The organism is Yokenella regensburgei (assembly GCF_003634235.1).
Classification (GTDB): Bacteria; Pseudomonadota; Gammaproteobacteria; order Enterobacterales; family Enterobacteriaceae; genus Yokenella; species Yokenella regensburgei.
Map to the genome: position 1 here is coordinate 919,538 of NZ_RBIZ01000003.1, position 20,475 is coordinate 940,012.

19 protein-coding genes and 2 pseudogenes are annotated in these 20,475 nt (G+C 49.5%); 13 read left to right on the top strand and 8 right to left on the bottom strand.

The window, feature by feature from the left end:
* Positions 1 to 11 precede the first annotated feature (11 nt).
* The 11 genes from sctT (at position 12) to C7387_RS04680 (ending at position 11,474) form a co-directional block, all read left to right on the top strand.
* On the top strand, positions 12 to 776 hold the full coding sequence (gene sctT / locus C7387_RS04635) for a type III secretion system export apparatus subunit SctT (RefSeq protein WP_120816184.1): 765 nt from the start codon (positions 12 to 14) through the stop codon (positions 774 to 776).
* 12 nt (positions 777 to 788) lie between these two features.
* Entirely contained in the window at positions 789 to 1,901 is a 1,113-nt protein-coding gene (locus C7387_RS04640) for an EscU/YscU/HrcU family type III secretion system export apparatus switch protein (RefSeq protein WP_120816185.1), read from the top strand.
* A 132-nt stretch (positions 1,902 to 2,033) separates the two neighbouring features.
* Complete coding sequence (gene sicA, locus C7387_RS04645) at positions 2,034 to 2,585, top strand: type III secretion system translocator chaperone SicA (protein WP_120816186.1); 552 nt, start codon at positions 2,034 to 2,036, stop codon at positions 2,583 to 2,585.
* A 2-nt stretch (positions 2,586 to 2,587) separates the two neighbouring features.
* Positions 2,588 to 4,639 carry a type III secretion system translocon subunit SseC family protein gene (sctE, locus tag C7387_RS04650; protein ID WP_006820273.1) on the top strand — a complete coding sequence of 684 codons (2,052 nt, stop codon included), beginning with the start codon at positions 2,588 to 2,590 and terminating at the stop codon, positions 4,637 to 4,639.
* A 49-nt stretch (positions 4,640 to 4,688) separates the two neighbouring features.
* Complete coding sequence (locus C7387_RS04655; protein WP_120816187.1) at positions 4,689 to 5,933, top strand: type III secretion system protein; 1,245 nt, start codon at positions 4,689 to 4,691, stop codon at positions 5,931 to 5,933.
* A gap of 63 nt (positions 5,934 to 5,996) precedes the next feature.
* Complete coding sequence (locus tag C7387_RS04660) at positions 5,997 to 7,103, top strand: IpaD/SipD/SspD family type III secretion system needle tip protein (RefSeq protein ID WP_051860988.1); 1,107 nt, start codon at positions 5,997 to 5,999, stop codon at positions 7,101 to 7,103.
* Between the two features lie 20 nt (positions 7,104 to 7,123).
* Positions 7,124 to 7,591, top strand: coding sequence for a hypothetical protein (locus C7387_RS22855; RefSeq protein WP_147424892.1), 468 nt, complete (start codon positions 7,124 to 7,126; stop codon positions 7,589 to 7,591).
* 21 nt (positions 7,592 to 7,612) lie between these two features.
* Positions 7,613 to 9,703 carry a hypothetical protein gene (locus tag C7387_RS04665; RefSeq protein WP_120816188.1) on the top strand — a complete coding sequence of 697 codons (2,091 nt, stop codon included), beginning with the start codon at positions 7,613 to 7,615 and terminating at the stop codon, positions 9,701 to 9,703.
* On the top strand, positions 9,696 to 9,944 hold the full coding sequence (locus C7387_RS04670; protein ID WP_120816189.1) for an acyl carrier protein: 249 nt from the start codon (positions 9,696 to 9,698) through the stop codon (positions 9,942 to 9,944). Before C7387_RS04665 ends, C7387_RS04670 begins: the two co-directional genes overlap by 8 nt.
* Positions 9,945 to 10,009: 65 nt before the next feature.
* Complete coding sequence (locus C7387_RS04675) at positions 10,010 to 10,894, top strand: hypothetical protein (RefSeq protein ID WP_006820268.1); 885 nt, start codon at positions 10,010 to 10,012, stop codon at positions 10,892 to 10,894.
* 79 nt (positions 10,895 to 10,973) lie between these two features.
* The gene (locus C7387_RS04680; RefSeq protein WP_134436805.1) at positions 10,974 to 11,474 is read left to right on the top strand and encodes a LuxR C-terminal-related transcriptional regulator; all 501 of its coding nucleotides are present in this window, start codon (positions 10,974 to 10,976) and stop codon (positions 11,472 to 11,474) included.
* A 154-nt stretch (positions 11,475 to 11,628) separates the two neighbouring features.
* On the opposite strand, the gene C7387_RS04690 is transcribed toward C7387_RS04680, so the two are convergent.
* Positions 11,629 to 12,396, bottom strand: coding sequence for a hypothetical protein (locus tag C7387_RS04690; RefSeq protein WP_120816191.1), 768 nt, complete (start codon positions 12,394 to 12,396; stop codon positions 11,629 to 11,631).
* A 298-nt stretch (positions 12,397 to 12,694) separates the two neighbouring features.
* Here C7387_RS04690 and C7387_RS23340 point away from each other — a divergent pair.
* A pseudogene (locus C7387_RS23340) lies at positions 12,695 to 13,008 on the top strand (transposase); the annotation flags it as partial.
* Positions 13,009 to 13,210: 202 nt separating this feature from the next.
* Here the strand turns inward: C7387_RS23340 and C7387_RS23310 are convergent.
* The 3 genes and pseudogenes from C7387_RS23310 to pth all read right to left on the bottom strand — a co-directional run.
* Positions 13,211 to 13,480: pseudogene (locus tag C7387_RS23310) on the bottom strand (Arm DNA-binding domain-containing protein); the annotation flags it as partial.
* Positions 13,481 to 13,517: 37 nt separating this feature from the next.
* Entirely contained in the window at positions 13,518 to 14,612 is a 1,095-nt protein-coding gene (gene ychF / locus C7387_RS04705; protein WP_120816192.1) for a redox-regulated ATPase YchF, read from the bottom strand.
* Between the two features lie 116 nt (positions 14,613 to 14,728).
* Positions 14,729 to 15,313: an aminoacyl-tRNA hydrolase gene (pth, locus tag C7387_RS04710; protein ID WP_006820261.1), complete on the bottom strand. Its 585-nt coding sequence runs from the start codon at positions 15,311 to 15,313 to the stop codon at positions 14,729 to 14,731.
* 277 nt (positions 15,314 to 15,590) lie between these two features.
* Here pth and ychH point away from each other — a divergent pair, with 277 nt between their 5' ends.
* Positions 15,591 to 15,866, top strand: a complete 276-nt coding sequence (gene ychH / locus C7387_RS04715) for a stress-induced protein YchH (RefSeq protein ID WP_006820260.1) — start codon at positions 15,591 to 15,593, stop codon at positions 15,864 to 15,866.
* Positions 15,867 to 15,901: 35 nt separating this feature from the next.
* Here ychH and dauA read toward each other — a convergent pair whose 3' ends face one another.
* The 4 genes from dauA to lolB all read right to left on the bottom strand — a co-directional run bounded on the left by dauA (position 15,902) and on the right by lolB (position 20,269).
* Positions 15,902 to 17,578 carry a C4-dicarboxylic acid transporter DauA gene (gene dauA, locus C7387_RS04720; RefSeq protein ID WP_120816193.1) on the bottom strand — a complete coding sequence of 559 codons (1,677 nt, stop codon included), beginning with the start codon at positions 17,576 to 17,578 and terminating at the stop codon, positions 15,902 to 15,904.
* A gap of 138 nt (positions 17,579 to 17,716) precedes the next feature.
* The gene (gene prs, locus C7387_RS04725) at positions 17,717 to 18,664 is read right to left on the bottom strand and encodes a ribose-phosphate diphosphokinase (RefSeq protein ID WP_038257154.1); all 948 of its coding nucleotides are present in this window, start codon (positions 18,662 to 18,664) and stop codon (positions 17,717 to 17,719) included.
* A 127-nt stretch (positions 18,665 to 18,791) separates the two neighbouring features.
* On the bottom strand, positions 18,792 to 19,652 hold the full coding sequence (gene ispE, locus C7387_RS04730) for a 4-(cytidine 5'-diphospho)-2-C-methyl-D-erythritol kinase (protein ID WP_166791130.1): 861 nt from the start codon (positions 19,650 to 19,652) through the stop codon (positions 18,792 to 18,794).
* A complete protein-coding gene (gene lolB, locus C7387_RS04735; RefSeq protein WP_120816195.1) occupies positions 19,652 to 20,269 on the bottom strand; it encodes a lipoprotein insertase outer membrane protein LolB in 618 nt (205 codons plus the stop codon). Before lolB ends, ispE begins: the two co-directional genes overlap by 1 nt.
* Between the last annotated feature and the right edge of the window lie 206 nt (positions 20,270 to 20,475).

Consider the following 20,475-nt stretch of genomic DNA (forward strand, 5'->3'; position numbering starts at 1 on the left):
ACGGAAAATATATGCTGTTTGTGGCGTTCTATCTTAATTTTCAGCACAGCGTGCTGACTTTTGTCATCGTTTACGCGCGGTTGGCGATCGTCTTTTATATGCTGCCGGTGCTGGGCGAACGGGTTCTATCAAATCTGATTATTAAAAACACGCTTATCTCTCTGGCGATCATCGGTCTTTGGCCCTGTTTTGAAACGATATTATATCCGGAGCAGGGCTGGCTTATCATTATAATTAAAGAATGTATTGTCGGGTTAATTTTAGCGTTTACGCTGTGTATGCCTTTCTGGGTAGTCATTGGCCTTGGTGAAATTCTTGATAACCAACGCGGCGCGACAATAAGTGACAGTATCGACCCAGTTAACGGGGTGCAAAGTTCGATATTATCGGGTTTTCTAAACTTTGCCTTCGGCGCTATTTTTTTTGCCAGTGGAGGCATGCGGCTGCTTCTGGAAGTGATGGTGCAAAGCTATCAAATGCTTCCACGAGGGAGTTCCTTAGACGGTGTTCACTGGGAACAGGCCGGACATCTGCTGGTGGTATTAATGCAAAACAGTATTCTCCTTGCTGCGCCGGTAATGTTAGTGATGATGATCGCCGAAATTTTGCTCGGCGTGTTTGCGCGTTATTGCCCACAGCTCAACCCTTTTTCATTGTCTCTAACCATTAAGAGCTTTATCGCCTTCGCAGTTTTCCTTTTCTACGGCTTTCACTCGCTGTCTGAGAAGCCGCTGCACATGTTCTCGCTTTCAGGTTTTCAGCAATTCCTTCCCTGAGGAAATATTTCTATGGCAGAAAAAACAGAACAGCCTACCAATAAAAAGCGCAGGGACTCGTCTAAAAAGGGCCAGACTTTTAAAAGTAAGGATCTTATTACCACGGTGATACTGCTGGCCGGGATTTTTTACCTGGCCTATGGCATGAGTTTCAGTGATTTTACCCATTTTTACTCCATGACCCTGCTGTACAGCACGCAGATTGGAATAAATGATTTCCTCATGGGCTTAATACGAATTTTCTTTCTGCTTAGCCTGCCATTTATTGCGCTCTGTGCGCTGGTTGGTATGGCCGCAACCTTACTGCAGACTGGTTTTTCTATTGCAACTGAAGCCATCAAGCTAAATTTCAAGGCGCTAAACCCGGTGGAAGGGGTAAAAAAGATCTTCAGTATGCGTACGGTAAAAGAGCTGGTGAAATCAGTTTGCTATCTCATTGTATTTGCGGCGACCTGTTACAGTCTGATTCACAACGACCTTCGCCAGGCATTGACGCTTTATCGGACCGATATTGCCGGGCTTATTGCTTGTTGGGTTTCGCTGACGCTGAAGGCCGTGCTGGTGTTTATCGGCTGGTCTGTTTTTGTGCTGATTGCAGATTTTATCGTTGAATATTTTCTCCATTTCAAAGATCTCAAAATGGATAAACATGAGGTCAAACAGGAGCGTAAAGAGAGCGACGGCAATCCACAGATTAAAAGTGCCAGGCGGCGAGCGCACCAGGAGATACTTTCCGGGGAGGAAATGGCGGCGGTCAGAAATTCCGAGGTGGTGATGGCAAACCCAACACATATCGCGATGGCTATCTATTTTAACCCGGAAGTGGCATCGCTACCCTTTATTGCCCTGCGTTGTACCAATATGAAGGCCAAAGCAGCGATTGCCTATGCGGAAAAAATTGGCGTGCCGGTAGTACGCAATATTCCGCTGACCCGCAGGCTGTATCGCACCTATAGCCAGTACAGTTTCATTTCGCTAAATGACGACGTGCTGATTGACGTTATGGACATTCTTATCTGGCTGCGTCAGGTTGAAACCGCGGGCATGACTCAGATGGCGACGGCTGACGAGGAGGCCGAATCTACATTGCTGGAAAATCAGCAACCGCCAACGGGCCAATCGTAGCGGACACCTGTGCGGTTTTTTTGTATTAACTATCGGGGCGCAACAGTATGATGATTATATCTTCTTCACTGTTCACCTTTGGCTTAATTGGCTGTTTTTAGATGTTAACAATTAATAAGGAAAGAGGTTGCAATGGCTAATAAAAATATGTTGGATTTACTCAACGATGAAGAAGAATTTAAAAGTGATGAGCAATTCGATGCTTATGCTGAAAGCCTGCTGGATGCTATTCAGAACGGAGCGACGCTTAAGGACGTTTATGCCGTTCCTAATGACACTATGCAGGACGTTTATAAGCTAGCGTATGATTTTTATCATCATGGAAAGTTGGACGATGCCGAGTCTCTGTTCCGCTTTCTGTGTATTTATGATTTTTATAATCCTGAATATGCAATGGGCCTTGCGGCGGTCTATCAGCTTAAAAAGAATTATGCTAAAGCCATCGAATTTTATGCGCTTGCTTATTCCTTATCGAAAGAGGACTACCGGCCGATGTTTTATGCGGGGCAATGTAACCTGATGCTGCGACAGGGTGTGCAGGCTCGAAAATGCTTCGATATTGTTATTAGCAGGTGTAAAGATGAGTTATTAAGTGAAAAGGCGAAAGCCTACATTTCCGCACTTAATAAAATAAATAATGACAAGACCGATACTCCTGAAGAGGAGAAACTTAATGAGGAATAATTATGGAGATAATCAGGCAGGTGGCGCAGCCAGTCATTCTGGAGCAAGCGACCAAAGAGCCGGTAGATCAACATCAAGCGGGGATGGAAGCGGGCGATGTTGAGTTAAAAAAACAAACCGTACAGGCAAAACGCCTTGGCAATGCGGAGCTAAAAGATCATCCACAGCTGAATTCAGTTAAGGGCGCGCTGCAAACCCTGCAGCCCAACCAACTGCTCAAGCTTTTGAAATCGACTATCAATACCGTCAACGGGAATACCCCAAGAACGAACTTAGATAACCAGGACATTCCTCAACTTAAGTCTCCGGCGAGCCGCGAGCACGCTGCGGTAAAAAGCGGCAGCGAAGCGAAGCTTTCTGCTTCGGCCTGGGCGACGGCATTGCTCGGGAAAGTCATGCAGCTCACGAATGAAACGTCGATAAGTAACCTGCTCTCCCAGCTGCAGGGCATCAACGCCATGATGGATGGCGCCGCGAATGCCTATTCCGAGATGGCAGCCCAGTTAGAGCAGCAAGGGAAGGAGTGGGCAAGCGATGCGGACGCCCTTAAGGCTGCGCAACAGCAGGCGGATGCGCTTTCAGAGGATGTCGGAAAGGCCCAATCTGCGCTTGATGACGCGCAAAGAAAATTAGCGGCACTTGAGGCTGAAGCCGCTAAACAAGACCCGGTTTCTGAAGAACTGCAGGGCAAGATTGATGCTGCTAAAACGGCGGTGAACGCTGCGCAGGCTAACCTCACCCAGGCCACAACCGCCTATAACCACTTTGCTAATAATACGTTGAATCCTGCAATAGCTGCGGAGAAAAGCTCCCGATCGGCATTAGAAGCGACGCAGGCTAAGTCGCAGAAGATGGTTGATTCGTTCAACCCACAGCAGCAAAGCACCATTGAACAGCGGCGTAAGGAGGCAGATGCAGAGTCTAAAACCTTGACGTTCCTCATGGCCCTGATGGCGCAGTTGATTAACAAAAGTTCCAGCGACGACCTTCAGGCGTCGGCGGAGCTGAAGCAAAAATTGGCAGAAGCAGCGGCCAAGGACGCGGAGAAAAAGGCCAAGGAATACGAAGAAGAAGTGCGTAAAGCTGAAGAAATGCAGAAGACGATGGGCTGCATCGGCAAGATTTTGGGCTGGATTGTTACGGCGGTCAGTTTTGCCGCTGCGGCATTCACTGGCGGCGCTTCTTTGGCACTGGCGGCCGTTGGGCTGGCGCTGGCGATTGGTGATGAGATAAGCCAGGCCGTGACCGGTCGTTCATTTATGGCCGACGCGATGCAGCCGCTGATGGATGCAGTCGTGAAACCGCTGATGGAGATGATGGGCAAAATATTTTCAGCCATTCTTCAATCTTTCGGCGTCGATAAAGACACGGCAGACATGGTAGGACAAATCCTCGGGGCGATCGCGGCGGCGGCGGTACTCGTCGCCGGCGTAATGGTGGCGGGTAGCGTGATGAGCAAAGTTTTTGGCACGGTGATGAAAAAGATTGGTGTCGACGTGGCAGAAGAAGCCGGTAAGACCATGGCCAAAAATGTTGCTGTTGAAGTGGAAAAAGAGGTCGTTAAGGACGTCACCAAAAACGTTGTGCGCACCGCGGTGAAGGAAGTTGCGGAAGAGGTAGCGCAAGAAGTGGCTGAAAAGGCGACAAAATCTACCATGCAAAAATTGATGGACAGTGCTATCGGCCAGGTCATTAAGCGGCTGAGTAAAGGTTTTGGCCGTTCATTGGGTGCAGACGAGCTGCAAATGGCCAAAGTTTCTAACTACAGCCAGAAGGCGGTGGTGGGCCTGAGCGTGGTCAATACCTCAAGCCAGGCGGCTGTCGGGATTGTTACGGCCAGTATGTTGCTGGAAGCGTCGAAGATCAGAGCTGAAATGATGAAGGACGCAGCACTTCAGGATTTGCTTAACGAAATGATGAATCGCGCCATCGATAGCTTTACCCATCGAATGGAATCGGTCAGTGAGATTGTGCGCAATATCTCAACGGTTGCGGAAAACCAGGCGCAGGCTGGTAAATATATTACTAAACAAATGAGTGCAGTTGCCGGATAAACGGCGGGACTACTTTTACCCGCAATAATATAAAGGAGTTTTATCAATTATGTCCGATCTAATTATTGACGCTGGTTCGTCAGAACGTTATTTACGAGTGCAGGACGTTCAGGTCGAAACAAAAAATGTTGTCATTCAGGAAGAGAAAAGAAATGTCCAGGACATGTCCGATCTCGCAAAAAAAGAGGGCATGCTGTCGTTGATGATGGAAAAGCAGAGTCTGCGTACCGATACAACCCATGCGTCATCTGCAGCACAGAAACGCAAAGGGGGAGATATTGAAACTGATACCCCGGCTAAAGCTGTGAAATTATCCGTCGCAGGGGAAGGGGATGCAAATAAAGCAGAGCGCCTGGCAGCCTCCGTGCCTGGAATATTAACGTCACAGATCAATATTACGCAGCCAAATAATAAATCTGCAGATATTGGTAAGAGTGACAGTCAGTCAACCGTGAGCAATGCTTCGTCTTCCGCTGTTCAAGCTCGTTCACAGCCCGCTGTTGAAGGCGGCACTGATATCACTGCTGCAGATGCAGCAGGCCCACGGTTCATCAACGTTGTGGGTTCTATGAAGCAGCTCGAGGTGAGCAATACCATCACCACCGTAATGCTAAATGCTGAACGAGATGCCAACAAAGCGGCGGCGGCGGCAACAAACCGTAGCGTAGATGCGGCGGCTCGTGCAGGTAATAAAACCATTGAGGCTGCTCGACAGAATCTCAACGGGGCAATCACCTCCGGCGCGCTGGGTATTGCAGGCCAGGGAGCAACGACCGCGACCCAGATGAAGGCGCTAAATAAAGAAGGCACTTCCATCACCAAGAATCTGAAGCCGGCCCGCAACCTTGAGCTTGGCGTTCGCGAGCATCAGACCGCGATTAAGAGTGGTAAAGACACCATGGTTCATCAGAACAAAAAGCTGTCCGGCGATGTTGAGGCTACCATGGCACATCCGCAGGCCGCTGATATGCATGCCAGCGCGCTTAAGCGTGATACCCACAATTCGGTGCAGCTTGCGACGCAGAAGAGCCGTATTACTGCCGAGTACGCCAACCAGGGCATTCGTTCCGGGCAGGGAGCTGTTGAAGGGGCATTTGGCGTATCAGCTGCTGAGAAGCAGAAAGAGGCAGAGCTGGCCCGTGCCGACCGTGATGTTAACAACGAACTGGCCAATACCCAAAGTCAAACGGCCAAGAAGGCCGCTGAGACCAATGCGGCCATCAGAAGCATGACCGACACCATACTCAACGCTAATAACAGCGCGGTATCTTCCATCGCGGAACGTACACGCTAAATCTGAAGAATAAGCAACGTATGCAGGGATACCCGGCATACGTTGCTCAAAAGGAATTACGCAATGCTGAACGTAAATAATGTTGTACCCAACACCGTTAGTTATTATCCCGCTGTTACCAACGCTACCCAGTCTGCGCCGATGGCTGAAACCCACACAGGTTCAACTTCGGAACTGAATACGAAACTAATAAAAGAGCTTATTGCCCAGTTGGATACCCCTAATAAGGCGGATAAGCTTGATGAAATTAGGGCACTACTTGGTCAGTATGGTTTGGATACCAGCGGCGAAGATTTTAATAACAGCAAACTGCTTGCCGCATTAGAGCACCTCAAAACGGCCAGTGACGGCGCGCAACCGTCGGATGACGTTGCTGAGATGGTCGCCAATCAGGAACAGCGTGTAAAGAGTAGCGCTCAGGCGTTATCGGATATCCAGCGTGAGATCGTAGCAAATCGTACTAAGGCCAACTATTCGTTAAGCCAGTTTTTGGCTGAGAAACAAAGAGCGGTGCAGGAACCTGCACCGGAGCCGAAGAGCAGTGATGACGAAATTTCCACCCATACTAGCTATGCCGAGCTGTGGGCAAGAATGGCCCTCGCCATTAAAGAAATCAAAGGCGATTACGTAGATTTCTATGCCGATTTGATGCAGAAGTATACGGAAATGTACGAAGCTTATAATACGCACGTACAGGGGGCGGCATCCAAAGCCGTTTCCACAGGTGATGACGGTAATAATGTTAAATTCGATACGTCCGTCATGAAAAAAGGGTATGAAGACTTCATGAATGAAGTTAACGGTATCGATCTGGGTAGCGTAAAAAACTGGGATAAAATGACGCCGGAAGAGCGTAAAAGTATGGAAACCACGCTTGCGCCTGCCTTTAAAGTAAACGATAGCGGTAAAATCGAATTCAACCTCGATCAGTACAGCGCCGCACCTGATTATCCATCAGGTATTAGCGGTGGCAAAGTTTCTACTGCCAGCTACCAGGCCTGGCTTGCCTCCTTTAATGCAGGCGGCAGTGCCCTGCAAAGTAATATGCAGGCTTTTGCCCAACGTTATAGCCAGGCAAATAGTACCTTCGATAATTTAAATAAAGTATTGAGTGGTGCGATCGCCTCCCTGGCGGAAAGTGCAAAAGACGTTCTTAAAGCCTTAGGTTAAAAATTTGCTGAGTGGGTTATATGGACAGCATCTACAGGTTCGCATCGCAAGAAAGTTTAAGACAAGATATTTATCTGACTCAGGGAGTAAATGAAACCTATGGTGCATTTGCCTGCCACGTTTCGGGCTTGCAGGTTAGATTTGCGGAGCCAGACACTTTTTTAAGACGTACGAATAGTGGTTCGTCTAACAGCTCACAGGGCAGTTTTAAAGACCATTTTGGCTATGCCTCATCATTAGAAGAACATCATTCATTGCCCGGTGAGGGGGTTTGTGCCGCACAACGTTATTATTTTCATATGCGAGCTGATGCCCTAAAACAAACTTCTTCGCACAATAATGACCGTGCCGAACAAGCTTTAATCGAGCAGCCTGAAATACAAGGTCGCTATCGGGAAACGAGTGATAAGCCAAAAAAAACGGTCTTTCAGCGGCTGTTAAATTTCCTTACCCGGTGCATTATGCCCTGCATCAAAGTAAAAACATAGGACAGTAGAGGAGTTATTATTATGCCTGGATCTATTAATGGTGCAGTCAGACAGGATATTCAATCCATCAATGCCAGAGGCATGGATAGCTCTGCATGCGCGACCGAGAGGCCCGCTTTTATCAATCTGGTTACAGAAGGTAGAAACGATCCAATAGCTCTCTTTAAACAACAGCCGCATCAGACCGCTAATGCAAAAGAGCTTGTTTTGCATGAGGCGCAAAAAAATCTTCCCGCTGACTTCCTTCAAAAGGATTTAAGCCCAGAAGGAAATAAGATCAGGACGCTTATCGGTGTTATCTATAAGGATGTACAGGACAGCGATGATGCAGAAGATCGAGCCAAGCTTGATAAAGTTTGTAAGAAACTTGCCGAAGCTAATGGCAATGAAAATAAAGAACGGAAGGTAGCAAAAGAACTCTCAGGCCTGGTTTCAAAATACGGTGCGGGCGCTTTTGAGAAGGTGATCAACAAGTGTATTGAACACTGCATGGAAGCCTGGGAAGATCATCACCAGGCGAAGTCAGTGGATACTCACGACAAGGCCATCTTCAAGCAATGTCTGGATGTTTGCAAATCTACGCTAAAGCACGACGTGGAAGGTTTGACACAACCCGATCAGCCATGGGAAACGATGGCCCAGAAGCTGAACTTTTTCGTCAATGACTGTGCCGCTATTTCGAAAACGCTGACGAATTACGATGCGGAGCCGGTGATGCCTGCGCCAAAAGGCCCGGAGACGCTGAATCCTAACTACGACGGTGGTGCAGATAACCAACGAGTATTTATTCCAACCGGGCCAGGGCAGGGAGGCATTACCCTCAATATCACCAGCCAGGGGGGAAGTGTTGGCGATATTAGCCACTCAGTTGGTGCGTCGAATACCACGCCTGCAGACTCCAACTCTACGATTGTTAAGCACATTCTCGATTCCGGGCTTACCAATGTTGAAAAGGTGGGGCTAATTAAAGACCTGTTTAATGCCGGCATTGGAGGCGGTAGCAACTTCCTTGGAAATCTGGCTGGCGTACAGGGCTACAAGGCAGAGCAGGCTGTGGACACTCCGCAGCACAACGTTGCCAGGCGGGAAATTGAAACCCAGACACTAAAGCCTGCATTAAAGAGCATCGCTACTCAAACTGAGGGTGCGCCTGACACGGAAACTGTTAACGATGCGAGCCTTGGCCCTGAGCCCAAAGTTCAGCAACAGTCAACCATTGTGGTTGAACAAAACAGGCTGAAGACGGCGGTCGACGGTGAGGCGTCCAAAAAGCAGGATGCGCATAATTTGGAAGCGGACAACATCGATAGCGTCGTACTGCGCGAGAAAAAGGAAACATCCGGCCGCACTTCTTTATCAAGCGGTGATTATATTTACACCACTTCACGCAACATCGATCCGCTGAATCGCAGATCTTCAACGCCGACGCATTTCATACCCCCTGGGGCAGAGACTCAACCTGAGCGGGCAAGCGGAAAAGTCGTGACGCTGGCGGATAAGTTTGAAGCTTTAAAGCAAAGGTCTCCTTCAGTCTTCGCTCACCTGGATAAAAATGGTGCCGTGGCTTCTGAAGGGAAAAAGGCAAAACCAACCGCGGAACATGATATTGAGAAGAGCTTACCGGATAGCCAGATAAGACCTGAACCTGAATTACCCCTAAATTCTCAGGTGCGAAATGACGCTTCGGCAGCGAACAGGGCGCCAGCAAGTATCAAAACCGCCAATCCAGGCATGGATTCAACGGATGGCGGAATGCCTCGCAAGGATGGTGAAGAGGTCAGCCGTAAATCTGCGTCTGATGGCTTTCAGCCAACGCGAATTAATGCTGCGGCCGTAAATATGCCAGGGAATAGGTCTGGCAACGACCATGTTTACACAACGGTACGCACTGTGAATTCATGGAACAGGGACCCGAAACCGGTGAGTTTCGTTCCTAAATCTGACTCAGTCGAACTGAACGCGGTGCTGTCGAGGTTAAAGCCACGAGATCAATCTAAATTTGATGCTCTGGAAAATAAGAGAATTGAGCAGGACAAAGAACCACTTCCTTTTCAGGAAAAGTTAGCTGAGTTCAGACGCCTACGCGAGCAATGGGATACTAACCATGAATGACTCAGTTATTGATGAAACGGTAGCTTCGCTGGTGGCTAACCTCATTTATCAGGTTAACGGCGTTCTACCAAGAAATATTAAACTGGAGGACAGTTTAATCACCGACCTGGCAATGGACTCCGTTGAACTTATAGACCTCCTTATGCGACTCGAAGAGATAGGCGTAACGATACCGGAGTCAGATATCAGTAGCAGTCTGACCGTTGCGGATATTATCCAGCACGTGCAGGAAAGTGCATAACGCAGTTTGTTCAATGTCGCCTGAACATGGGGAGGGCGACAGTTAATTAATAAGGAAACTATGTAATGATTACAATGCCGATTCCGCCTGCTGAACTGTACCAGGCGATGGCAAGCGCGAGCGCCAAAGCCGCCACGGCCGCAGGGAATGCCATGAATAGCGTCCAGCAGGGATTTCTTTCTTGCGTGACAAAAGTATACAACTCGCTGGTGACGATGAAAGACGCGGTCGTTGCAGGTTTCCATCGCCTTAGCGAGAGGATGAGTCCCTCGGCTGCTGAAGCTCCTGCGTCAACACCGCCTGTGTCAACGCTTAACCCTATTTCAGTAGCCGACACGAGGACATTCTGTCAGGAATTAATGTGCAAAATGGAAGCTGATCCTGGTTCTATAAATGGTATGTTTCGACAGAGTCCAGCGATCAAAATTAGCGAATTTAATCAACGTTTGACCGACCCGGTTGCATTTTTTGATGCGATCAAAAGTGATGAAATTAATAATGTTGAAGCAAGTTTCTTGATCAAGAAATGGATGGGGCAAACGCTGGCGGAAAATAAATTCTCACCAGAAGAGCGCAGGGCACTGGTGGCCAATAAGGATAACAAAGCTGAAGTAAATAAGATTTTTGGATGTAAATTTAATTCATCTGATGCTAACGGACGGGAGAATAAAGATAAATTTATTTCGTTACTTTCAGTCATGCGTACATATAAAGAAATATCTTTAGCAAACATCAATATGGAGAGCCGTCAACACGACCCTAGCGTTGTTGGGATTATGGGTATCGCACAAACATTTGATTTTGATTTAAATCTAATGCTTGCCACTACCCCAGCAGAGATAGCGATGCGTAATAAAGAAAAAGATGAGGCATTGACAGCATTTACGGCTCTGTTGGACCATTGTCCTCCGGGCGTGCCGCCGAAACCGGTCTTCATGCGCCCCAACTAACTCCCCGCTTTGTCGATATACACAAGGCCTGCTTAGCAGGCCTTTTAACAAACATTTCAGCTAGAGAACGGATGGTGTTGTGCAGATTTATTCCTGTGATAATTATTTTATTCTTGGTGTACGTTCATTAATCGAAACACTTAATATCAATGATGTCTCCGGGATGATAGTTTTTGATACGGGCAGCGAGTGCGTATATATTTTTCATGGTGATAAATTACGTCATGCAGATATTAATGATCCATTCAGTGCTCTGGTATATTGTAGAGGTTCCTTGTTAGGCAAAAATGCTACTCTCAAAGCATATACTTGTCGCCTTCAAGCGAGTATTGAAAAGAACTTAGATGACGAGAGAATGGCCGTTTTGACCCGCAGAGAAGAGATGATAATTAAGGCGTTATACAAAGTCTCTAATCGTAAGCGTCTTGCCAAGATGTTTAGCATCAGCGAAAAGACCGTTAGCGCGCATACAATAAGAGGGTTAAATAAGATAGGTGTGAAAAATACCAACACGCTGCACCGTATTCTTCAAGCCTGGCAGACTGTATTACCGGCTATTCTTCCTGACTCGCAATTGTAGAATTCGCCATATTTATAAAAAAAATCCACGCCGGGCTTTAGGTTGCCCGGGCAAGAGAGCGTAAAGGTGAGCGGCCAAAGGTGCTGAATAAGGGTAAACAGGCGTTGGCCGTTCGGTTGTATGATGAAAACATGATGGTTTTCATATGAATAATTTAAAGACCTGCTTTTGATAGTATTTTAACATTTATCTTTCTTGTAGGGCTATCTTTCCCAAGAATATCATCCAATTTTACAATGCATGAATGATACTCTTTCTTAATTTCATTTGGAATGTATCTGAATCCACCTTTAAGATAGTCGGAGATTATGTTTTTTTTCACTTCAGCATCAATGAATTCTAATGAATCACGCTTAAATACAAGTCCGAAATCTATGGGTTCCACGCTGCCTTCTGGAGTTTTCAAAAAGTTAGATGGTTTTGCATCACCCATAAAAAAACCATGTTTAAATAGATCGTTAACTCCTATTAGTGTGTCCTGGAAATTTGGGGTCTTGCCGTTGATGAATGGCATTTCAATACATTTTTCTACTATAGTGGCTGATTTTTTAGAACTCTGTATTTTTATATGATATTCGTTGCACATGTTTGCTTCATGAAAAATTTCATTTAGTGTTAAGTTTTTCGTTTTCTTTATAATAGATTCACCATCTTTATATACAGTTCCTCTTGATCCCTTACCCAATGCTTGTTTTCCCTCCTCAGGGTTGTAATTTGTTTTTAACAATTTTCCCGCATTAACTTTCCACGAATGAATTCGAGAATTAATAAATGAATCATCTTTGGCAGGTTTAATTGTTTTTATTTCCTTGATTAGTTTTGAAATTTGTACATAATTCACATTAGTACTGCAAGGGATATCTCTGATTATAGAATCAGCCTCTCCATTTTTAAATTCATACTGAGTATTTGCTATGCTCACTAATTTTTCCAGCGACTTACTAGATAGCGATGTATTGTTTATTTTTTTATTAATGGCACTTTGTAAATTGTCAGAGTGAATATTTATTTTTTCTTTAAAAATACTAATCATATTGAAATCACCTAATTATAGGTTTAGTGAATGGGAAGGATGTTAGCTTCCATCCATGATAATGTTTTTTTCGCAGATTTCTTTCAAAAAAGAGGAATATGAAGTGCGGGCACAGCTGTTATCCCAGTCACTACCTGATTTAAAAATGTACTTGCCGCGCATTTTCGTACAATTGGGCTTCAGGCCCTATTACAACCACCATACAAAGCGGTACCGGCAACAGACGATGACGCAGAAAGAGATGATTGGGCGATACATCGGCCATATCCAGGCGAAACATTTTAAGATAATGCGCTACTACGGATTTTGCCCAACTGTAAGCGCGCGAAACAGCTGCCGAGAGTGTATGAAGCCCTGCAGATGGAGGCGCGGAAAAAAGCGGAGCAGCCGGACTTCACCGTGCTGATGAAGGAATTTTTGCGTACTGACCCGTACAAATACATTCTGTGTGGCAACCGACTGCGCTTCAGAAGTGCACGGGCAGGCAGACACGCTTCGGAGTGGGGGCGACACCGGAACCCCAGATTTTTCTGTTATCTTAGTCTCAGCCCGGCGACCAGCGCATCCAGATCAATAATCTCATTGCTGCTCTGGAAGGTATAATGTCCGTTCAGCAAAATGTGCTGCCAGGCTACCGGTGATATCTGGGCCAGAACCTCAATGCCTTTAGCATTGCTTTCCACAGCCAGTTGATCCAGCAATCACCATCTGCGACTTGCTCGCATTTCTCGCGGGCTTCGGCAAGTTTGACCTTCGCAAACATGCTGGATTTACCGTTGAGTTTAAATCGACAGCGGTAGGCTTTTTTACCATTTGGTTCCACTTCGAGGTAGAGACCGTTGAAATGATTGAGTCGATAGAGTTTTTCTTTCATGTACTCATTTTTGACTGCGTTGTTACGAGATGTGTTGAGACTCTGTGAAATGAAAAATCCACGCCATGGCGTGGATTTTATATTTATTGTGTCGTTCATGAGGTTAATTAAGACCTCACGAGACAACAAATTATATTTAGACGTTGAACAGGAAGTTCATTACATCGCCATCTTTCACGATGTAGTCTTTACCTTCGGCACGCATTTTACCGGCTTCTTTAGCGCCTTGTTCACCTTTATAGGTGATGAAGTCGTCAAAGGCGATGGTCTGAGCACGGATAAAGCCTTTCTCGAAGTCGGTGTGGATTTTACCCGCGGCCTGTGGGGCAGTTGCGCCAACCGGGATGGTCCATGCGCGAACTTCTTTCACGCCAGCGGTGAAATAGGTCTGCAGGTTCAGCAGCTCATAGCCTGCGCGGATCACGCGGTTCAGGCCCGGCTCTTCGAGGCCCAGTTCAGCCATAAACTCGTCACGGTCTTCGTCGTCGAGCTCGGCGATATCAGATTCAACCGCAGCACATACGGCCACCACGACAGAACCTTCGCCAGCGGCGATTTCACGCACTTTGTCGAGGTACGGGTTGTTCTCGAAGCCGTCTTCGTTGACGTTCGCGATGTACATGGTCGGCTTCAGCGTCAGGAAGCTCAGATATTTGATAGCCGCTTTGTCTTCGTCGGTCAGGGTTTTCAGCGCACGCAGCATGCCTGCGTTTTCCAGCTGTGGCAGACATTTTTCCAGCGCTTCCAGCTCGGTTTTCGCGTCTTTATCGCCGCCTTTGGCACGTTTCTGCACGCGATGGATCGCACGCTCACAGGTATCGAGGTCAGACAGCGCCAGCTCGGTGTTGATAACGTCGATATCGTCAGCCGGATCGACTTTGTTATTTACGTGGATGATGTTGTCGTTTTCGAAGCAGCGCACAACGTGGCCGATAGCTTCGGTCTCACGGATATTGGTCAGGAACTGGTTACCCAGGCCTTCACCTTTAGAAGCACCTTTTACCAGGCCGGCGATATCCACGAACTCCATGGTGGTCGGCAGAATACGCTGCGGCTTGACGATTTCAGCCAGCTTGTCCAGACGCGGATCGGGCATCGGCACGACACCGGTGTTCGGCTCAATAGTACAGAACGGGAAGTTCGCCGCTTCAATACCCGCTTTTGTGAGCGCATTGAACAGGGTGGATTTGCCAACGTTAGGCAAACCGACGATACCGCATTTGAATCCCATGTTTAAATCACCTTAATCTTTTGGTAATCAACCTGTTATAGCAAACAGATTGCAGAAAATTGAATTACTTCGCCTATTATACACGGCAGCGGGGCAAATTGCCGCCCCCACGTGGTTTATTGCGCCTTAAAGGCGTGTAAGCGGTTGGTGGCTTTGGTGAGACCGTCCTTCAGCCAGACTTCAGTACAACGCGCCGCTTCGTCCACCGCCTCGTCAATCAGCTTCTGTTCAGAAACCGGTGGTTTGCCGAGCACAAAGCCAACAACTTTATTTTTATCGCCCGGGTGGCCGATTCCGATGCGTAAGCGATGAAAGTTCGGGTTATTGCCAAGCTTGCTAATGATGTCTTTCAGACCATTGTGGCCGCCATGGCCGCCGCCAAGTTTAAATTTTGCCACGCCCGGCGGCAGATCCAGTTCATCGTGAGCCACCAGAATTTCGTCCGGATTAATGCGGAAAAATGTAGCCATTGCCGCGACGGCTTTACCACTCAGGTTCATAAAGGTGGTAGGCACCAGCAAACGAACATCCTCACCGGCAAGGTTCACGCGTGAGGTGTAGCCAAAGAATTTCGCCTCTTCGCGAAGTGGGGCACGATGACGTTCTGCCAGTAAATCCACATACCAGGCGCCCGCGTTGTGGCGCGTAGCGGCATATTCGGCACCCGGGTTGGCGAGGCCGACAATCAGTTTAATCGTCACGTTTGTATTCCTGAATGGGTCGATATTCGGGGCGTAGTGTACTGTCTGCGAGGGCCGTTGACAAAGTTCTGGCAGCGTAGCGGTAGGACAGATGAATTATACCGATGCGTTACCATTAGAATTTCAAGTTGTTCAGCCACTTATTTGTAAAGTTTTGTTACTCATATGTTTGTAATTGTGATCACTCCCGCAGTCCCTTTTATTACCGTTGTCTATACTTTACACACAAGGAACAGGGATATTTTTCCCTTTCGACCCAAAGCTCCGGAGGTGACATATGAAACGCAAAAACGCTTCGTTACTCGGTAACGTGCTCATGGGTTTAGGATTAGTGGTCATGGTTGTTGGCGTCGGTTACTCAATTCTAAACCAATTGCCGCAGCTCGACCTGCCGCAGTTTTTCGCTCATGGAGCGGTACTCAGTATATTCATCGGCGCTATTCTTTGGCTCGCTGGCGCACGTGTCGGTGGCAAAGAGCGCGTAGCAGACCGTTACTGGTGGGTACGCCACTACGACAAGCGCTGCCGTCGTGACGAACACCATCACAGCTAACTGAATTGATAACGGCTCCCGAGGGAGCCGTTAGTTTATCTCAGGTCGGCCAGGGCGGCGTCGCGGTCAGGATAGAAACTGAGGCGTCCCGGAATAGGCTGAATACCGGCTCGCGCCATGGTGCGCAGAGGCTGGAACTCGAGGTTGGAGACGCGAAGCTCACAGCCTTCAGGCAGCTTGTTGACGAAACGCTGGAAGGCATCAAGGCCACCGGCATCCAGTACCGGCACCGCATCCCATTTCAGCACCACAATCCGCTTTCCGGTAATATGCGTGTCCAGTTCGTTGAACAACCCTTCCGCGGCAGCAAAGAACAGCGGGCCAATCACCCGCAGCACCAGCACATCATCCGGTACGGTGACGTTCACCGGCGCCAGGCGCGTCATCCGCGCAATACGGCGCATAAACAGCAGGGAAGCGAGTACGATACCCACGCTAATGGCAATCACCATATCGAACAGTACCGTCAGCGACATACAGATAAGCAGCACGATAATGTCGTCTTTCGGCGCACGACGCAGCAGGTTCACCACTTTGTGCGCTTCACTCATGTTCCAGGCTACCATCAGCAGCAGGGCCGCCATGGCAGAAAGCGGTAGCCAGGAAAGCAGCGGTGCCAGCACCAGCAGCGCGAGAATAACCAGCAGGGCGTGGATCACCGCCGCAATGGGTGAGGTTGCCCCGGCGCGGACGTTCGCCGCCGAACGGGCGATGGCCGCAGTCGCGGTGATACCGCCGAAGAACGGCGCCACCAGGTTACCCATTCCCTGACCGATGAGCTCGCTGTTTGCTTTGTGCTTGGTGCCGGTCATGCCGTCGAGCACGACGGCGCAGAGCAGGGATTCAATCGCGCCAAGCATCGCCATTGAGAATGCCGCCGGCAGCAGCGCATGCAGCGAATTCCAGCTCAACGTGAAGCTCGAGCCCGGCAGATCCCACGGCAGAACAAGCTGCGGCAGCAGCTGCGGAATGCCGTTCCCCTGGCTGCCGTCCGCCAGCATATAGTGGAACTGCGATCCGATGGTCGCGACGTGTCCACCGAGCAGATTCACGATGCCCATCACCGCACAGCCAAGCAGCAGCGCGGGCAGGTGGCCCGGAAGGCGGATCCCCAGGCGCGGCCAGAAGATAAGCGTGGCAAGCGTCACCACGCCAATCGCGGCATCGCCGTAGTTAATGGTCGGCAGGGCCATCACCAGCGCACCGACCTTTTGCAGATAGTGCTCCGGGACATGCGCCAGTTGCAGACCAAGGAAATCCTTAATCTGCATGGTGCCGATCGTTATCCCGATACCGGAGGTAAACCCGAGGGTAACGGAAAGCGGAATGTACTCAATCAGGCGGCCAAAACGAGCGAGGCCGAAGAGAATGAGAAACACCCCGGAAAGCAGCGTGGCAACCAGCAGCCCCGCCAGACCAAACTGCTGAGAAACCGGGTAGAGGATCACCACGAACGCGGCCGTCGGCCCGGAAACGCTAAAGCGTGAGCCACCGGCCAGCGCGATGACAATCCCTGCCACCGCCGACGTGTACAGGCCGTACTGCGGCGCAACCCCGCTGCCAATAGCCAGTGCCATCGCCAGCGGAATGGCAATGATCCCAACGGTTATCCCGGCAATCAGGTCACGCGTAAAGCGACCCGCAGTGTATTTTTCTTTCCAGCAGGCATCGATGAGAGCGCGGAAAGGCATAATTTGCGAGAATTTATTCACAATATGTTTTCATCCATGAGCGCATCATCTGTCACGAGGGCAGGTGAAGGAGGCAAAAAATAAAATAATTAATAAATCATACAAATGGGCAACATATATAAAAAAACCCGCCGTAGCGGGTTCTTGAGCGACGCCCGATTAGTGTTCGAACATAGCAGAGATAGATTCTTCGTTGCTGATACGACGAATCGCTTCGGCCAGCATGCCAGAGAGCGTCAGAGTACGCACGTTCGGCAGGGCTTTAATCTCATCCGTTAACGGGATAGTGTCGCAAACCACAACTTCGTCGATGACGGAGTTGCGCAGGTTGTTTGCCGCATTACCGGAGAAGATCGGGTGAGTCGCGTAAGCAAATACGCGTTTAGCACCACGTTCTTTCAGGGCTTCTGCCGCTTTGCACAGCGTGCCGCCGGTATCGATCATGTCATCAACCAGTACGCAGTCACGGCCAGCAACATCACCGATGATATGCATCACCTGAGATACGTTAGCACGCGGACGGCGTTTGTCGATGATAGCCATGTCGGTATCGTTGAGCAGTTTGGCAATCGCACGAGCACGAACCACGCCGCCGATGTCCGGAGAAACCACAATCGGGTTATCCAGGTTCAGCTGCAGCATATCTTCGAGCAGGATTGGGCTACCAAATACGTTGTCTACCGGTACGTCGAAGAAGCCCTGGATCTGTTCAGCATGCAGGTCAACGGTCAGTACGCGGTCAACGCCAACGCTTGACAGGAAGTCAGCAACAACTTTGGCTGTGATAGGAACACGAGCGGAACGCACACGGCGGTCCTGACGTGCATAGCCAAAGTAAGGGATAACGGCAGTAATACGGCCCGCGGAAGCACGACGCAGGGCATCGACCATAACAACCAGTTCCATCAGGTTGTCATTGGTGGGGGCACAAGTGGACTGGATGATGAAAATATCACCACCGCGTACGTTTTCATTAATTTGTACGCTGACTTCGCCATCGCTAAAGCGACCTACGGCGGCGTCGCCGAGTGAAGTGTACAGGCGGTTGGCAATACGTTGTGCTAGTTCCGGGGTGGCGTTACCAGCAAAAAGCTTCATTTCAGGCACGAGAAGAACCTCAGGCATGCGTCCAGTTATGGATGAAAGGGGCCGAAAACTGTGCGGGCCAGGCACCATTCCATCCAGGAGGTGTGTTTAAAGAGCGCGATGCAACGTCTGGAACAGGGTGACGTTGTCACCGAAACTCAGTCTGCCCTGGGATGGCGTGCAGTAACGGCGATACGTTCCTGGCACGGGCGATAAAGCCTTGCAGCCATTCCGGGGCTTGCTCTAGCACCTGACGTGCGGCGGATTCTGTGTCAAATTCAGCAAAAACACAGGCCCCTGTGCCAGTCAGGCGCGACGGTGCGTATTCTAACAGCCAGGAAAGCGCCGCATCAACCTCGCGAAAACGTTTTCTTGCGATAACCTCGCAATCGTTGCTGAATTCACATTTTAGTAACGTTTCAATTGACCTGCGCGGAGTATTACGCGGTAGCTCCGGATCGCCAAAAATAACCGGCGTTGGAATACTGACTCCGGGGTGGGCGACCAGGTACCATTTTTCTTCGACATCGACCGGGGTGAGGATTTCCCCTACACCTTCGGCAAAGGCCGCGTGACCGCGCACAAACACCGGCACATCGGCGCCGAGCGTCAGGCCGAGCGCCGCCAGCTCATCGACCGAAAGCCCGGTCTGCCACAGATGGTTCAGCGCCACCAGTACCGTTGCGGCGTTGGACGAACCGCCGCCAAGGCCACCGCCCATCGGCAGGCGCTTGTCGATACTGATGTCTGCGCCGCTACCGACGGGTAATCTTTCTCCCGCCGCCTGCATCAAAAGACGCGCGGCACGAATAATCAGATTTTGTTCGTCCGGCACGCCAGCTATCGGCGTCAGCAGGCGCAGCACGCCGTCCTGACGCGGCTCAATGGTGAGCGTATCGCCATAGTCGAGAAACTGAAACAGCGTCTGCAGGGTGTGATAACCGTCCGGACGCTGCCCGGTGATGTACAAAAACAGGTTCAGCTTCGCGGGAGAGGGCCACTGGTTCATTATTTGACTATCCAGTTATCCATTTTGAGCTTAATACGCTGTCCGTCCTGGGTCAGCTCCATGTTAGATGGCAGCGCCGGCGTGGTTTTGCTGTCGTAACCGCTGTATACCACTTTCCAGGTTTTGCCGTTCTGCGTGTAGTTAATCTCGCTCAGGCGGTACTGATCATCAAGGGTGTAGTCGGTTGCATCGCCCGGCAGGCCGACAATCCACTGACGCAGGCTGTTGAGCGGAATAGGCATACCCGTCAGCTTGCTAATCATCTCTTCACCGTCGGTGGCGGCGTAGCGCTGGCCTTTATTGTCGACCACCTGCACGCTACCCGGCTGGGCGGTGAGCTCAAGCTCGGTACTGCCAAGCGGGTTAGTCAGCAGCAGACGATAATGGTCTTTACCGGTCTGCTGCCAGAAGAAGCGGGCGTACACTTTCTGCTGGTCGGAAAGGTAGGCAAAGGCGCCGCGCGTCTGGAACTGATTCAGCTGACGAACGTCCTGTTGGTGCTGACGCCACTGCGGGGAGTCAGGGCTCTTGCCCGGGCCTTTCGGCGCATTAACAGAACAGGCGGTAAGGACAAGGGCTGCCAGCGGCAGCAGACGAATCAATCGGGGCAGGCTCATAGTGTGAGAAATCCTTGACGTGCGTTGCGTTGATAACCCTTTATGCTAGCGTTGCGGGCGGATAGCGTCTACGTTCAAATGGTCTTAAATCATAAAATTAGCGAACGGAGCCTATTACTCCAAAAGGGGAGCGTCTCTTTTATTGATCTCGCGCATCCTGTATGATGCGCTCAGACTAACCTTATCAACGCTGGTACTACTCCCGC

Coding starts and splice junctions, on each gene's coding strand:
- C7387_RS04665 (WP_120816188.1), top strand. CDS start 7,613: ATGCCTGGATCTATTAATGGTGCAGTCAGACAGGATATTCAATCCATC.
- C7387_RS04655 (WP_120816187.1), top strand. CDS start 4,689: ATGTCCGATCTAATTATTGACGCTGGTTCGTCAGAACGTTATTTACGA.
- C7387_RS04660 (WP_051860988.1), top strand. CDS start 5,997: ATGCTGAACGTAAATAATGTTGTACCCAACACCGTTAGTTATTATCCC.
- C7387_RS04670 (WP_120816189.1), top strand. CDS start 9,696: ATGAATGACTCAGTTATTGATGAAACGGTAGCTTCGCTGGTGGCTAAC.
- C7387_RS04675 (WP_006820268.1), top strand. CDS start 10,010: ATGATTACAATGCCGATTCCGCCTGCTGAACTGTACCAGGCGATGGCA.
- ychF (WP_120816192.1), bottom strand. CDS start 14,612: ATGGGATTCAAATGCGGTATCGTCGGTTTGCCTAACGTTGGCAAATCC.
- C7387_RS04640 (WP_120816185.1), top strand. CDS start 789: ATGGCAGAAAAAACAGAACAGCCTACCAATAAAAAGCGCAGGGACTCG.
- lolB (WP_120816195.1), bottom strand. CDS start 20,269: ATGAGCCTGCCCCGATTGATTCGTCTGCTGCCGCTGGCAGCCCTTGTC.
- ispE (WP_166791130.1), bottom strand. CDS start 19,652: ATGAACCAGTGGCCCTCTCCCGCGAAGCTGAACCTGTTTTTGTACATC.
- ychH (WP_006820260.1), top strand. CDS start 15,591: ATGAAACGCAAAAACGCTTCGTTACTCGGTAACGTGCTCATGGGTTTA.
- sctE (WP_006820273.1), top strand. CDS start 2,588: ATGGAGATAATCAGGCAGGTGGCGCAGCCAGTCATTCTGGAGCAAGCG.
- C7387_RS22855 (WP_147424892.1), top strand. CDS start 7,124: ATGGACAGCATCTACAGGTTCGCATCGCAAGAAAGTTTAAGACAAGAT.
- sicA (WP_120816186.1), top strand. CDS start 2,034: ATGGCTAATAAAAATATGTTGGATTTACTCAACGATGAAGAAGAATTT.
- sctT (WP_120816184.1), top strand. CDS start 12: ATGCTGTTTGTGGCGTTCTATCTTAATTTTCAGCACAGCGTGCTGACT.